The organism is Tessaracoccus antarcticus, assembly GCF_003688855.1.
Lineage (GTDB): Bacteria > Actinomycetota > Actinomycetes > Propionibacteriales > Propionibacteriaceae > Arachnia > Arachnia antarctica.
On record NZ_REFW01000005.1, the window covers coordinates 1 to 14,905 of the forward strand.

Sequence of the window (14,905 nt, forward strand, 5' to 3'; positions counted from 1 at the left end):
CAACACGAATGTCAGCTGCAATAGTGCATTTTTGGCATTGACTTTAAGCACGCTGTTGAGTTCTCAAGTTTCGGGTGCATCCCTCACTCCCAGGAACAAGTTCCTGTTGCATTCGGGGCAACTCGGTTAACTTTAATGTGAATTGTTTTGGCTGTCAACTTGGCGTTTCGGCCTCTAGCAATTCGCATTTTAAGTTGTTATCACTGCCTTTCAATCTGGCAGCTATTGAAGCTTACTCGCTGGATCAGTTCCGCGCAATTCGGTAATTCTTTGAATTCTTTTGGATTGTTCAGCGGGGTTCCTCAGCCGCTTGAAGCGACTCGATCAACACTACCGCTGCGCCTCATCCCTGTCAAAGCGGATTGTTGTGCGTCCTGGTCCAGTGTTGAGTTGTGTGGACCATCTCAGATCCTGGGGCTCGGCCCCTCCCCCGTCCCTGTCACCATGGTGACCCGGACACGCCACACACCTTCGGTTCCGGTGGGTTCCATTGAACGCACACCCGAGCTCGAGAGAGTTTGTGGTTGTGGGATCTTCGGGTTCGTCCGCCCTGTGGGGCGTCCGGTTCACCTCGAAGCGTTGGAAACACTACACGCCGCCGACGTCGCGCACAAATCGGCTCCGGGCGTGGGTTCTTTCGGGATCCCGACACCATCCGCAGTGGCCGCCGGCCACGCTCCATCCAACGCACAGGACGCCCCTCCCCGGTGGGGAAGGGCGTCCGGTGGCCGCGTGGTGCCGGTCAGCCGAGCACCACGCCACCGACAGTCCTGCGTCCGCGCCGCAGGACAGCGAAGCGGTTGGCCAGCAGGTGTTCGGGAGCGAGCTGGAGGTCAGCGTCGGTCACCTTCACGTTGTTGAGGTACGCGCCCCCCTCACTGATGGCGCGACGGGCGGCGGACTTGCTGTCCACCAGACCAGCCAGCGTCATTGCCTCCGTGATGCTCGGCAGGGTGTTCACCCGGGCAGCCCCGACCTCAGTCATGACCTGGTCAAGCGTCGATGCAGGGAGATCAGCGAGATCCCCCTTCCCGAAGAGGGCGGCCGCCGCATCAGAAGCCGCCTTCCGTTCCGCGGTTCCGTGCACCAGATCCGTCACGTCGTCGGCCAGCGCCCGCTGAGCGGCACGCCTGAACGGCTCGGCTGCGGTGGCACGCTCCAACTCCTCAATCTCTTCCCTGCTGCGGAAGCTGAATACTTTGAGGTAGTCGATGACCTTGGCATCCTCCGCATTCAGGAAGAACTGGTGGAACGCATAGGCGCTCGTCAGACCCTCATCGAGCCACACGGTGCCGGACTCGGTCTTGCCGAACTTGGTGCCGTCGGCCTTGGTGAGCAGCGGGGTGGCCAAAGCATGCACCCGTTCCTGGTCGCTGCGACGAAGCAGTTCCACCCCCGCCGTGATGTTGCCCCACTGGTCACTCCCCCCGGTCTGCAGGGTGACACCGTGCCGGCGATTGAGTTCCCGGTAGTCCATCGACTGCAGGAGCACATAGCTGAACTCGGTGTAGGAGATCCCCGCCTCGAGACGCCGGGCCACCACGTCGCGCGCCAGCATCCTGTTGACCGGGAAGTGCTTGCCCACGTCGCGCAGAAAGTCCAGTACAGAGATCTGCTGCGTCCAGTCCAGGTTGTTCACCATCGTCGCGGATCCTGGACCGTCGAAGTCGACGAAGCGCTCCACCTGCGAGCGGATTCGCTCCACCCACCCGGCAACCACCTCGGCGCTGTTCATGGTGCGCTCGCCCGCCTCCTTGGGGTCACCGATGAGCCCTGTGGCGCCGCCCACCAGCATGTACGGCTTGTGACCGGCCTGCTGGAGTCGACGCGCCAGCAGCAACTGGACAAGGTTCCCGGTGTGGACGCTGGGCGCCGTGGGGTCGAACCCCACATAGAAGTTGACGGGCGCCGCGTCGAGATGCGCGGCCAGCGCCTCCTCGTCGGTCGAGTGGGCGATGAGCCCCCGCCACTTCAGGTCTTCGAGCAGTGCATTCACGCTGTTCACCCTATCGCCGTTGTCGTTGCCTTCCACCCCCTTCAGAGGGCGGGGTCAGTTCCCCGAGGATGCCCAGTCACGAAGACCGGACTGGCGGCTGCGCAGTTCACCCAGCTGCTCGGTGACCCGCAGTGGCGCCGTGCCACCCCGTCCGTCGCGGGCAGCCACGGAGCCCTCAACAGTCAGGACATCGAGGACCGAGGCGTCAAGATGCTCCGAGATGTGTCCTAGATCTTCAACGGTGAGCTCCTGGAGCGTCATGCTGCGGGACTCGCAGTAGCGGACCGCCTCCCCCGCCACCTCATGGGCGACGGCGAACGGCACACGATGGCGCACCAGGTGGTCCGCCACGTCGGTGGCCAAGGAGAAACCCATGGGAGCCACCGCCGCCATGCGGGCACGGTCAAAGGTGAGCGTGCCCACCATGCCGGCAACGGCGGGCAGCAACACGTGGAGTTGGTCGATGCTGTCGAAGATCGGCTCCTTGTCCTCCTGCAGATCCCGGTTGTAGGCCAGGGGCAATCCCTTGAGTGTGGCCAGGAGCCCCGTCAGGTTGCCGATGAGACGCCCCGCCTTGCCGCGTGCCAGCTCCGCGACGTCGGGGTTCTTCTTCTGCGGCATGATCGAGCTGCCCGTGGACCAGGCGTCATCGAGTTTCGCGAACCCGAACTCGGCCGTGCACCACAGGATGACGTCCTCGCTGAGCCGGGACAGGTCGATGCCCACCTGTGCCAGCACCCATGTGGCCTCGGCCACGAGGTCGCGGGACGCTGTCCCATCGATGGAGTTGGGCACTGAGGAGGAGAACCCGAGTTCGTGGGCCACCAGCTGCGGGTCGAGTCCCAGCGATGTACCCGCCAGCGCAGCAGAGCCATAAGGACTGACCGCCAGCCGGGCGTCCAGGTCGCGGAGTCGCTCGATGTCACGCACCAGCGGCCAGGCATGGGCGAGCAGATGGTGGCTCAACAGAACGGGCTGCGCGGACTGCAGGTGCGTGCGGCCCGGCATCACAGCCCCCATGTAGGCGTCTGCCTGGGTGCCGAGCGCGTCGAGGACTTCGTCGACGGCCAGGGCGATGGACCGCAGCTCGGTGCGGAGGTAGGAGCGGATCAGGGTGGCGATCTGGTCGTTGCGGGACCTCCCTGCACGCAGCCGCCCCCCGAGTTCGGAACCGACGACCTCCTTCAGCCCACGTTCCAACGCGCCGTGCACGTCCTCATCATCCGCGGCCGGCAGGAACTCGCCCGCCGCCACCCGCCGGGCCAGCTCCGCGAGACCGGCATCCATGGCGTCGGCCTCGTCGGATCCCAGAAGGCCCGCGGCCAGGAGCGCCTTGGCGTGCGCGCGCGAGCCGGCAATGTCATGGAGCGCGAGGCGCCAGTCGAACTGCGTTGACTTGCTGAGCGCGAACATCGCCTCGCTCGGGCCGCCGCCGAAGCGGCCACCCCAGAGTCGTCCCTCAGTCACTTGTCATCCTTCTGCGTTGTCGGTGTGTGTGGTTTGCCGGTGCGGGTCATGTCCGAGATGGCCGCGATGACCTCGCCGGCCCGGTGGTCGTCGGCGGCTATGAGCAGGACAGTGTCGTCGCCGGCGATGGTGCCCATGATGCCGGGCAGCCGGGCGGCGTCGAGTGTGGCGGCGAAGAACTGCGCCGCCCCCGGTGGTGTCCGCAGCACCACCTGGTTGCCCGCCGACTGAATGGACTGCAGGAGTTCCGCGGCCAGTCGTGCCAGCTTCTCCAGCGCGAGGCCGGGAACATCCCCGTCGGTACCGAGCGCGTAGACGAGCGAACCGTCCGCGGCTCGTCGACGGATCGCCCCCATCGCCACGAGGTCTTTGCTGAGCGTGGACTGGCTGACGGTGATGTCGTCGGCAGCCAGCGCGGAGCTCAGGTCCTGCTGCGACGCGTGGCGCTCCTCGGCGAGCAGTTCCCGCAATCGGGAGAGTCGCGCCGGGCGGGCCACGTCAGCCACGCGCAGACTCCAGGAGCTGTGGCAGCGCGTCCACGAAGGGTTGCAGCTCCCCCTGCGTGATGATCAGGGGCGGCGCGATCCGCAGTACGTTGCTCCGGGGCGCGTTGATGACCCACCCTGCCGCCAGTGCTGCGTCCACCACGGCTGGCCCTATGTCCGCGCCCAGCACGATGCCCCGAAGGAGGCCACGGCCGCGCACGTGGTCGATGAGCGGGTGTCTCAGCCCCTCCACCGCGGCGGCGAACCAGTCGCCCACCTGCCGCACGTTGTCCAGGACGCCAGCCTCGAGTTCGTCCAGCACTGCGTTGGCGGCGGCTGCGGCCACCGGATTGCCACCAAAGGTGGACCCATGGTTGCCGGGCTGCAGCAGCATGGCAGCGTCACGCACAGCGATGCAGGCACCCACGGGGAACCCGTTGCCGAGCCCCTTTGCCACCGTCACGAGATCGGCGGTCACACCGTCGGCCCGGTGCAGCAGCAGTTCACCGCAGCGGCCGATGCCGGTCTGAACCTCGTCGACCCAGAGCAGCGCACCGGCGTCGCGGGTGATGCGACGCGCCTCGGCGAGGTAGCCAGCTGGCAGAGGCAGGATGCCGTTCTCCCCCTGAATGGGCTCGACGAGCACCGCGGCCGTCTTGTCGTTGACTGCACCCCGAAGAGCATCGACGTCACCAAATCGCACGAACTCCACATGCCCGGGCAGCGGCTCGAACGGCTCCCGATACTTGGGCGTGTGCGTCACCGCCAATGCCCCCATGGTGCGGCCGTGGAAGGAACCCTCCATGGCAACGATGTGGGTGCGCCCCGTCAGCCGGGTGACCTTGAAGGCTGCCTCGTTGGCCTCGGTTCCGGAGTTGGTGAAGAAGACCCGAGCACCCTCCCCAGCGGCAGCAGCCAGCCTTTCGGCGAGCCGCACCTGCCCCTCGGTGGCGAAGAAGTTGGACACGTGGCCCAGCCGGGACAGCTGCGAGGTGATGGCGGCGGTCACACCGGCATGGTTGTGGCCCAGGGAGTTCACGGCGATACCGGCCAGCAGGTCGACGTAGCGGTTGCCGTCGGCGTCGACGAGGTGGATGCCCTCTCCATGGGAGAACACCCGCTTCGGGGAGCCGAAGGCGTTCATCATGACGGCGTCATAACGCCCCAGGATCGTGTTCTGGTCACGCGCACCGGGCTCGCTCATGCGGGCGCCTCCTCGTGGGTTGGGTCATCGGTCACCATGGTGCCGATGCCGTCGTTGGTGAAGATCTCCAGCAGCAGGCAGTGCAGGACCCGACCGTCGATGATGGTGGCGGCCTTCACCCCCGACTCCACGGCGCGAAGGCAACCCTCGAGCTTGGGCACCATGCCAGCCTGCACCTGGGGAAGGAGCTCCCGTACCTCGGCCGTGGACATGGACGTGATGATGGAGTCCTCGTCCGGATAGTTCGCGTACAACCCCGCAACATCTGTGAGCATCACGAGACGCCTCGCGCCCAGCGCCACAGCCAGCGCCGACGCAGCCGTGTCAGCGTTCACGTTGTACACCTGGCCGTCTGGTCCGGGCGCCACGGTGGCGATGACAGGGATGCGTCCCGCCTCGATGAGGTCGAGAACTGAGGTGGGGTCGACGGAGTCCACATCGCCCACGAGCCCGAGGTCGATCTCCTCGTCATCGACGATCAGCCCCCGCCGCTTGGCCCGGAGGAGCCCGCCGTCCTCACCGGACATGCCGACGGCGAACGGCGCGTGCGCGTTGATGAGACCGACGAGTTCACGCCCCACCTGCCCGACGAGCACCATACGCACCACGTCCATGGCCTCCTGCGTGGTCACGCGCAGCCCGCCGCGGAACTCCGAGGAGATGTCCAGACGCTTCAGCATCGAGGAGATCTGCGGTCCACCACCGTGAACGACGACAGGTTTGAGTCCGACGCGGCGCAGGAAGACGACGTCGGCGGCGAAGGCACGCTTCAGTTCGTCGTCGATCATGGCGTTGCCGCCGTACTTGATGACGATGGTCTGACCGGCGAACTCCGCCAGCCACGGCAGCGCCTCGATCAACGTGCTGGCCTTGTCCATGAGCACGTCACGGTCCCGGCTGGTGATGCGGCTCATGAGGAGTACTCCGCGTTCTCCTTCACGTACTCGTACGTGAGGTCGTTGGTGAGGATGGTGGCCGTGTGTTCCCCCGCATGGAGGTCCACGAGGACATGGACGTGGCGGCCCGTGAGGTCCACGAGTGATCGATCCTCGCCGATCTGGCCGCCGCGACAGACCTGCACGCCGTTGAAGGAGACGTCGATCATGTCGGGGTCGAAGTCCGCGTCGGTGACACCGATGGCCGAGAGCACACGCCCCCAGTTGGGGTCGTTGCCAAAGATTGCGCACTTGAACAGGTTGCTGCGGGCAATCTCGCGGCCCACCAGTTCGGCGTCCTCCTCGTACAGCGCACCGACCACCTCGATGGCAATCTCGTGGCTGGCACCCTCGGCGTCGGCGATGAGCTGCCCGGCGAGGTCGTGGCACAGTTCGGTGAGGGCGTCGGTGAAGGCATCCGTTCCCGGTGCGACGGCGCTGGCTCCGCTGGCAAGCAGCAGGACTGTGTCGTTGGTGGACATGCACCCGTCGGAGTCGGCCCTGTCGAAGCTGACACGGCACGCGTCACGCAGGGCCGCATCACACTGCTCGGCAGTGATGTCGGCGTCGGTGGTGATCACCACGAGCATGGTGGCTAGGCCGGGCGCGAGCATCCCGGCGCCTTTGGCCATGCCGCCGATGGACCAGCCGTCTTGTTCCCGGACGGCGGTCTTCGGGACGGAGTCAGTGGTCATGATGGCGGTGGCCGCAGCGGCGCCACCGTCGTCCGTGAGACCGGCGCACGCCGTCTCGATGCCCTCCAGCACGGTGTCCATGGGCAACCGGATGCCGATGAGACCTGTGGAGCAGACGGCTACGTCGTCGGCGGGGAGGCGCAGGTGGCCGGCGGTCGCGGCGGCCATGCGTGCGGCGTCGGCGAACCCGTCGGCGCCGGTGCAGGCGTTGGCACCGCCGGAGTTGAGGACGACGGCGGCCAGCTGGCCGTCCGAGACGGCCTGGCGCGACCATTTCACGGGGGCCGCGTGGACCCTGTTGCGGGTGAAGAGGCCGGCGGCGGCGAAATGCGGACCCGTGTTCTGGACGACAGCCAGGTCTGCTCTGCCGCTGGCCTTGATACCGGCGGCGATGCCGGAGGCGGTGAAGCCCTTGGGTGTGGTGACGGTCATGGTGCGACTCCGACGGTGCTGAGCCCGGTTGCCTCCGGCAGGCCGAGCGCGATGTTCATGGATTGGATGGCGCCGCCTGCGGTGCCCTTGGTGAGGTTGTCGAGGGCGGCGATGGCGATGAGTCGGCCCGCAGCCAGGTCCACCACCACCTGGATGGTGGTGCGGTTGCTGCCCAGCACGGAGGCCGTCTGCGGCCAGACCCCCTCCGGCAGGAGATCGACGAAGGGTTCGTCCGCGAAGAATGCCGCATAGGCGGCGCGGGCCAGGGCGGTGTCGACGCCCTTGGCCACCGGGGCGCTGCAGGTGGCCAGGATGCCCCGGGACATGGGCACCAGCAGGGGGGTGAAACTCACGTTGACGGTCTCGTCGGTGACCAGGGACAGGTTCTGGATGATCTCCGGGGTGTGGCGGTGCACGCCGCCGACGCCGTAGGCGCTGGCGTTGCCCATCACTTCGGCGCCCATGAGGTTGGTCTTCGGCGCTTTGCCCGCGCCGGAGGTTCCGCTGGCGGCGACGACTGAGATCTGGGCGGCGTCCACGAGCCCCTTGGAAACGGCAGGCAGCATCGCCAGCGTCGCCGTCGTCGGGTAGCAGCCGGGCACCGCGATCCGCTTGGAGCCACGCAGCCTGTCCCGCTGGCCCGGCAGTTCGGGGAGTCCGTAGGGCCAGGTCCCGGCGTGTGGGGAACCGTAGAATTTTTCCCACAGGGCGGGATCCTGGAGTCGGAAATCGGCGCCGGCGTCCACCACGAGCGTGTCCTCGCCCAGCTGTTCAGCGATCGCGGCGGAGGCGCCGTGCGGCAGGGCAAGGAAGACGACGTCATGGCCGGCAAGGTTCTCGGCCGTGGTGGCCACGACGGGGCGGTCGGCCAGCGGGGCCAGGTGGGGCTGGTGGAGGCCCAGCGAGTCACCGACGCTGGAGTTGCCCGTGAGGGCTCCGATCTCCACGTCCTGGTGCTGCAGCAGCAGCCTCAGCACCTCACCGCCGGCATAGCCTGTGCAGCCCGCGACTGCGACCGTGTATGTCATATAGGAAACTATGCCACAGATCGAATAACTATTCGAGGCGGGCGGCTGTCTGAGCGACTCCCCGCTCGGAGCCCGCCACCAGCAACCGCACACCCCAGTCGAAGTGGCGCTGCGAGCGCTCCCCGTCGAACCCGCCGATGACCCCGAGCGCGGCGAGCTGCGACTGCGTCTGCTCCTCCATCACATGCCCCAGGACGAAGTGCATGAATGCCTGGGCCACGCCCTCGGCCTCGTCCTCGGTGGCGCCGCGTGCCACCAGAACTTCCCGCGCCTGCGCCGCAGGGTCCACACGTCCGAGACCCATGGCCCGTGTGGAGGCCACCAGTTCGGCGGCGTCACGATGAGCCAGCAGCAGGAAACGGACGGCTGCGGCCCACTCCCCCAACCAGTTCCCGTCAGGGCGAGACAGGGTTTCCAGCCCGTCCAGCACCTGATCCGCCACGGCTGCCAGCAGTGTCTGTTTGTTGGGGAAATGCCAGTAGAGGGCTCCCGCCTTCACTCCCAACGCTTCGGCCACACGGCGCATGGTCATGTCCGCGAGGCCGTACTCGTCGAGGATCGCCAGCGACGCCTCGACGATCCGTTCAGCCGTCAGCGCCACGCCGCCACTCCCAGAACCCGCATGCCGCGTAGGGCTCGTAGCCCAGCGCGGTGTTGATGGCCAGCATGTGGGCGTTCTCCGATGCGTTTCCGGTGATGAGCCGCGTCACCCGGGGCCAGACCTCCGGTATCGCGGCATGGTTGACCGCCTTCATGAGCATGCCCAGCCCGTGCCCCCGGTGCCCACCCACCACGAGGGTCTCCCACTGGTGGGCGATCTCCGGCCGGGACCGGTCGTGGAGAAACCGGGTGAACCCGACGAGTTCGCCGCTCGGCACGTGCCTGATCAAAGTCTGCAACTGGTCGCGGTCGGCCGCGTCGAGCTGGGCGTCGGAGGCGCGCAGACGCTCGGCATCCCACAGCTCCTCCCCCACGTCCAGATCTCCTGTGGGCACGTCGGCGGCCATGGTGGCGCTCAGTGCGGCCGCCCCGTCGAGGAGGTCATCGGGGGTGGGACCGTGAATGGTGATGATCTCGTACTCAGACGGCATCCGGGCGAGCTCCGCATCCCGCATCGCCGCCAGATCGTCCACGGATGGGAGGGCCATCCGCGAGATGCGCTCTGCCTGTCCCAGTGTGTAGCCGCGACCGGCGAGGAAACGCGACTCTGCACTGTCCCGCTCGACTCCGCCGACGCCGGTCTCCGCTGGCAACTCGCGGGCACCGTCCGGAATGCTCACGGGCTCCCAGGTCCAGACCTGGATGGTGCTCCTGCCGAACTCCTCAGCGACCTTGAGTGCCGCGGCGTGCAGCGCACCCCCCACACCCTTCCCGCGGGACCCGGACCGCACCACCAACGAGAGGATGGCAAGGCGCGGGTTGTCGGCCATGGGCATGTCGAGGCTGGCAACACCCAGGACATGCTCCTGGCAGGTGGGGGTACCCCCGTCGCTGGCCACGAGATGGATGTGCCGGTGGTACTCCGGGTACATCCCGTAGGAGAAGGCCAGCTCCGCACTCTCGAACATGTCGAGATCCCCGACCTTGGCCAGAAGCACCTCGGCCCACAAATCGCGCTCGGCGCGCAGGACGAACATCTCCGGCGCATCGATGGACGCTGGATGTTCGAAGCGGGTGATGGCGTGCACGACTACAGAGTACGACCCACGCTGTGGGATGCGGAGGCGCACCGGTGGCGACGTACGGTTGCCACCGGGCCAGCACCGCCCGGAGGATGAGCCCAGGGGAGGCCCCACCTGCCGGGTCAGGCGCGCTGCACGGCCCCGTACCGGTCCGCGGCGACGGCCACCGCAGCCTGTCGGGCTGTGGCGGCCTCGGCATCCTTCAGGGTCCTGTCCGCGCGGAAGCGCAGGGCAAACGCCAGTGATTTCTTCCCCTTGCCCACCTGGTCGCCCCGATAGACGTCGAACAGGGAGATCTCCTCGAGGAGCTCACCGGCCCCTTCGCGGAGCGCAGCCTCCACGTCGGCGGCGGCCACGGCCTCGTCGACGATGAGGGCCACGTCCTCCTTGGCCAGCGGGAACGACGACAGGGCACGGATGGAGCCACCGCCGGGGGCCGCGGCCAGGAGGGCACCCAGCGTGAACTCGACGGCGCAGGTGCGCTCAGGCAGGCCGAACTCCCTGATGACCTCGGGGTGCAACTCCCCTGCGAAACCCAGTACCTGGCCGTTGACGGACAGCTCCGCGCAGCGCCCGGGGTGCCACGGCATCACTTCGGTGTTGCGGCGCGCCAACTGGAGACCCACCGCCGATGCAGCTGTTTCCGCGAAGGCCACGACATGTGTCCAGTCGGCCTCCACTGCGTCCCCGTGCCACCCGGCGGCAACCCAATCGCCGCAGACCAGCGCGGCCAGGGTCTCTGGCTGCGCCGGCAGCGCAGCCTCGATCCCTGCGAGGTCCTCATCGGAGGGACGATCCGTGACGTCGGGATGCGGAACGGCACCGCCGTCGGTGGCGTGGAACACAGTCCCGTGTTCGAACAACGCGAGGTCGCCCAGTGAACGCGACGTGTTCTTGGCGACGGCGGCGAAGAGCCCAGGCAGCAGGCTGGTGCGCAGGTACGGGTGCGTATCCGACAGCGGGTTGGCGAGCCGCACGAGACTGCGACGGGGATCGTCGGCGGTCAGGTGCAGCTTGTCGAGTTCGGTCTCCGCGATGAACGGCAGGCTCAACACCTCGGTGAAGCCGGCGGCAGCGACCGCGGACATGACGGCGCGACGACCACGCTGAGTGCGTGTCAGTCCCCCACCCACGGGCGGGACGGGGATCCTCAGGCCGATGCGGTCGTAACCGTACTTGCGGCCCACCTCCTCGACGACGTCGTACGGGTCATGCAGGTCGGGGCGCCAGGAGGGCGCGCACACGGTGAGGGAGTCACCCATGGCCGTCACCTGACAGCCGCTCGCCTCCAGGATGCGCACGGTGTCGCTCGCCTCGATGGGGGCGCCGAGGATGGCGGCCACCAGTCCGGTGCGCAGGTTGATGCGGTGTCGCTCGGGCACAGAGCCGACGACGGTCTCCTCGGCACGCAATTCCCCACCGCCGTGGGCGATGAGCAGCTCCGCGGCGCGGCGTGCGGCCGCGTACGGCACGCGGGGGTCGACGGTGCGCTCAAAGCGCTTGGATGCCTCGGACGGTAACCCGTGACGTCGGAAGGTGCGCGACACGCTGGCCGCGTCGAAATGTGCCGCCTCGAGCACGATGGCGGTGGTGGAGGAAGTCACCTCGGTGTCCTCGCCCCCCATGACCCCGGCCAGGCCGATGGCGCCCGAGTCGTCGGTGATCAGCAGGTCGTCGGCCGTGCACGTGCGCACCGTGCCGTCGAGCGTGCGGAGTTGCTCGCCGGCGGAGGCAAGCCGGACCCGGATGGGTCCCTGCAGCTGTGCAGCGTCGTAGGCGTGCAACGGCTGGCCGCTCTCGAGCATCACGTAGTTGGTGACGTCAACGGGCAGGGAGATGGAGCGCACCCCACTGGCAAGCAGCCGCTGTGACATCCACGACGGCGTCGGTGCATCGGGGTCGAAGCCCTCGATGGTGAGGGCGACGAAACTGGTGCAGCGATCCGACTCCAACTCGACGGGGTAGCCGCCGCTGGTGGGGCTCGGCATGCTGCGGTCGTAGGGGTCGCTGAACGGAACACGTGCGGCGATGGCAGCCTCGCGGGCCAGGCCCCGCAGGGACAGGCAGTACCCGAGGTCGGTGGTGACTTCCATGTCGAAGACCGTGTCGCTGCTCCACAGCGCGTCGAGGGCATCGTCGCCGGGGGTCGCTCCGGTGGTGGGGTCGATGACGAGGATGCCGTCGTGGTCGTCACCGAGCCCGATCTCGTCCTCGGCGCAGATCATGCCGTCGGAGATGTGCCCGTAGGTCTTGCGGGCCGCGATGGCGAAGTCGCCGGGCAGCACCGCCCCGGGCAGCGCCACCACCACGAGGTCTCCCTCGTCGAAGTTCAGGGCGCCGCACACGATTCCTCGGGAGGCGGGGTACTCGTCGGTGGCCTCATCGTTGTGGCCACCCACATCGACGCGGCAGTAGCGGATGGTCTTGCCGTTCTTCTGCGGCTCCTCCACCAGCGACAGCACACGACCGATCACCAACGGGCCGGTGACGTCGGGGCCGGTTGTCTCGACGCGCTCAACCGTGAGGCCGGCGCGCGTGAAGGAGTCGGCCATCTCGGCGTCGGTCACGGGCAGCGAGACAAGCTCGCGCAACCAGGAAACGGGTGCCTTCATCGGGCTCCTCCAAGCAGGGATCGGCTGAAGCGGATGTCGCCCTCGACGAAGTCACGCAGGTCGGGGGCGTTGTTGCGGAACATGACGGTGCGGTCAACGCCCATGCCGAACGCGAAGCCGGAGTAGACGGCCGCGTCGATGCCGCAGGCCCGCAGCACACGGGGGTTCACGATGCCGCAGCCACCCCACTCGATCCAGCCCTCGCTCCGGCACGTGCGGCAGGGTGCATCCGGGTTCCCGACGGAGGAGCCGTGGCAGACGAAGCACTCGAGGTCCACCTCGGCGCTGGGTTCCGTGAAGGGGAAGTGGTGGGGGCGCATGCGGGTTCTCACGTCACCGAACATGGCGCGGGCGAAGTGGTCCAGAGTGCCCCGCAGGTCGGCCATGGAGATGCCCTTGTCCACCACGAGGCCCTCGAGTTGGTGGAACACGGGCAGGTGGGTGGCGTCGTACTCGTCGGCGCGGAACACCTTGCCGGGGCTCACCACGTAGAGGGGAAGGTCGCGCTCCAGCAGCGCCCGGATCTGCACGGGTGACGTCTGTGTGCGCAGCAGCTTGCCGTGTTCGGGCGGGTCGATCCACAGGGTGTCCTGCAGGGCGCGGGCGGGGTGGTCGGGGGCCACGTTGAGGGCGTCGAAGTTGTACCACTCGGCCTCCAGTTCGGGGCCCTCCGCCACCTCCCAGCCCATGGCCACGAAAACGTCGCACATGTCGTCCATGAGTGCGGTGATGGGGTGCAGGGCACCCTGGGGTGCCAGCCGCACGGGCAGCGTCATGTCGACGCGCTCATCGCGCAGCGCCTGCTGGAGTTCCTGGGCTGCCAGCTCAGTCGCTCGCGCGGATATCGCCTGGTTCACGCGGCCGCGCGCCTTGCCGGTGCGGGCACCCGCCTCCTTGCGGGCGGCGGGCGGCAGCGCACCGATCTCCCGGTTGGCGAGGGCCAGTGGGGAGCGGTCGCCGGCATGCTCCAGCCGGGCCTGCTTCAGTTCGGCCGTCGTCCGGGAGGAGGCGACGGCGGCCAGGGCAGCGTCGACGTACCCGGCGACCACCTCGGGATCCAGCGCAGCCACAGGCTGCGGGTCGACGTTGTCATGCGGACCTGACATCAGGATCCTCCCGGTTGGTGCTGGGGCGCTCTGTGGTTCGACGCTGGGCCGAGGCGCTCTGGTAGAGACAAATTGCTGCTGCGCTGGAGAGGTTGAGGCTTTCGGCGGAGCCCCACATCGGCACGGACACCACACGGTCCGCGAGTTCCGCATCCTCCGCCGGCAGGCCCCACGCCTCGTTGCCCATGATCCACGCCGTCGGGCCCGAGAGCCCGCCGTCGGCGGCCAGCAGATCCAGCGCCACCCCGTCGGAGTCGGCTGCCAGCACCTGGAGGCCGTTGGCCCTGCAGTACTCGACGGCCTCGGCCAAGGGGATGCCCGTGACGATGGGGAGGTGGAACATGCTGCCCACGGTGGAGCGGACGGTCTTGGGGTTGTGCAGTTCAACAGAGCCCTGTGTCAGGATCACGGCGTCTGCACCGAACGCGTCCGCGCAGCGGATGACGGTGCCGGCGTTGCCGGGGTCCCGCACCTGTGCGCAGATGACCACGAGACGGGCATCGGTGATTGACTCCAGCGGGTGGCCCAGTTGGCGGCACACCGCGACGACTCCCTGCGGGGTAACGGTGTCGCTGAGTTGCCGCATCTGCTCATCGGTTGCCACCCAGACGGGGCAGTCGATCCCCTCGAGGAGGTCCGCGTGCTTGTCGGGGTCGCCCACGATGACATCGGCAACGATCCCGCCGAAGGCTAACGCTTCACGGACGGCCTGACGGCCCTCCACCAGGAAGGTGCCCGCAAGGTCACGTCCACGGCGATTGGTGAGCCGACGAACTGAACGCAGCACCGCGACCGGAAGGTCGGGCACTGCGTTCGGTTCGTACGTGTTGACCACTCAGACAGCCTGGGCTGCGGACTGATTCTCCTTGGCCACGACGACGAGCGCCGAGAACGCGGTGGGGTCGGTCACGGCCAGGTCGGCGAGGATCTTGCGATCCACGGCCACGCCGGCGTTGCTCAGTCCGAAGATGAAACGGTTGTAGGTCATGCCGTCAGCGCGGCAGGCTGCGTTGATCCGCTGGATCCACAGGCCACGGAAGTCGCGCTTCTTGTTGCGACGGTCGCGGTAGGAGTAGGTCATCGAGTGGAGGACCTGCTCCTTTGCCTTGCGGTACAGACGAGAGCGCTGGCCGCGGTAGCCGGAAGCGAGCTCAAGTATTTCGCGGCGCTTCTTGTGCGCATTCACAGAACGCTTGACGCGTGCCATGTTTTCTCCTTGCTTGGGGTGCCGGGATGTTCCCGGAGGGGGATGGTCAGGTCAGG

At 67.7% G+C, this 14,905-nt stretch carries 13 protein-coding genes; all 13 read right to left on the minus strand.

Annotated elements, in window-relative coordinates; all coding sequences use genetic code 11:
- Positions 1-742 precede the first annotated feature (742 nt).
- Entirely contained in the window at positions 743-1,996 is a 1,254-nt protein-coding gene (tyrS, locus tag EAX62_RS14795) for a tyrosine--tRNA ligase (protein ID WP_121902649.1), read from the minus strand.
- A 54-nt stretch (positions 1,997-2,050) separates the two neighbouring features.
- Positions 2,051-3,463 (minus strand): argininosuccinate lyase, encoded by a 1,413-nt coding sequence (argH, locus tag EAX62_RS14800; protein ID WP_121902515.1) that lies wholly within the window; start codon positions 3,461-3,463, stop codon positions 2,051-2,053.
- Entirely contained in the window at positions 3,460-3,969 is a 510-nt protein-coding gene (locus EAX62_RS14805; protein ID WP_121902516.1) for an arginine repressor, read from the minus strand. Before EAX62_RS14805 ends, argH begins: the two co-directional genes overlap by 4 nt.
- Positions 3,962-5,152, minus strand: coding sequence for an acetylornithine transaminase (locus EAX62_RS14810; protein WP_121902517.1), 1,191 nt, complete (start codon positions 5,150-5,152; stop codon positions 3,962-3,964). The genes EAX62_RS14805 and EAX62_RS14810 overlap by 8 nt, the downstream gene beginning before the upstream one ends.
- Positions 5,149-6,066, minus strand: coding sequence for an acetylglutamate kinase (argB, locus tag EAX62_RS14815; RefSeq protein ID WP_121902518.1), 918 nt, complete (start codon positions 6,064-6,066; stop codon positions 5,149-5,151). The genes EAX62_RS14810 and argB overlap by 4 nt, the downstream gene beginning before the upstream one ends.
- A complete protein-coding gene (argJ, locus tag EAX62_RS14820) occupies positions 6,063-7,214 on the minus strand; it encodes a bifunctional glutamate N-acetyltransferase/amino-acid acetyltransferase ArgJ (RefSeq protein ID WP_121902519.1) in 1,152 nt (383 codons plus the stop codon). Before argJ ends, argB begins: the two co-directional genes overlap by 4 nt.
- Positions 7,211-8,242, minus strand: a complete 1,032-nt coding sequence (argC, locus tag EAX62_RS14825; RefSeq protein ID WP_121902520.1) for an N-acetyl-gamma-glutamyl-phosphate reductase — start codon at positions 8,240-8,242, stop codon at positions 7,211-7,213. Before argC ends, argJ begins: the two co-directional genes overlap by 4 nt.
- 28 nt (positions 8,243-8,270) lie before the next feature.
- Positions 8,271-8,843: a TetR family transcriptional regulator gene (locus EAX62_RS14830; protein ID WP_121902521.1), complete on the minus strand. Its 573-nt coding sequence runs from the start codon at positions 8,841-8,843 to the stop codon at positions 8,271-8,273.
- Positions 8,827-9,930: a GNAT family N-acetyltransferase gene (locus EAX62_RS14835; protein ID WP_121902522.1), complete on the minus strand. Its 1,104-nt coding sequence runs from the start codon at positions 9,928-9,930 to the stop codon at positions 8,827-8,829. Before EAX62_RS14835 ends, EAX62_RS14830 begins: the two co-directional genes overlap by 17 nt.
- Before the next feature lie 116 nt (positions 9,931-10,046).
- Positions 10,047-12,536 carry a phenylalanine--tRNA ligase subunit beta gene (gene pheT / locus EAX62_RS14840; RefSeq protein ID WP_121902523.1) on the minus strand — a complete coding sequence of 830 codons (2,490 nt, stop codon included), beginning with the start codon at positions 12,534-12,536 and terminating at the stop codon, positions 10,047-10,049.
- A complete protein-coding gene (gene pheS, locus EAX62_RS14845) occupies positions 12,533-13,642 on the minus strand; it encodes a phenylalanine--tRNA ligase subunit alpha (protein WP_121902524.1) in 1,110 nt (369 codons plus the stop codon). The genes pheT and pheS overlap by 4 nt, the downstream gene beginning before the upstream one ends.
- Entirely contained in the window at positions 13,626-14,477 is an 852-nt protein-coding gene (locus EAX62_RS14850; protein ID WP_121902525.1) for a TrmH family RNA methyltransferase, read from the minus strand. The genes pheS and EAX62_RS14850 overlap by 17 nt, the downstream gene beginning before the upstream one ends.
- A complete protein-coding gene (gene rplT / locus EAX62_RS14855; protein ID WP_121902526.1) occupies positions 14,478-14,849 on the minus strand; it encodes a 50S ribosomal protein L20 in 372 nt (123 codons plus the stop codon). It abuts the gene before it with no gap.
- Between the last annotated feature and the right edge of the window lie 56 nt (positions 14,850-14,905).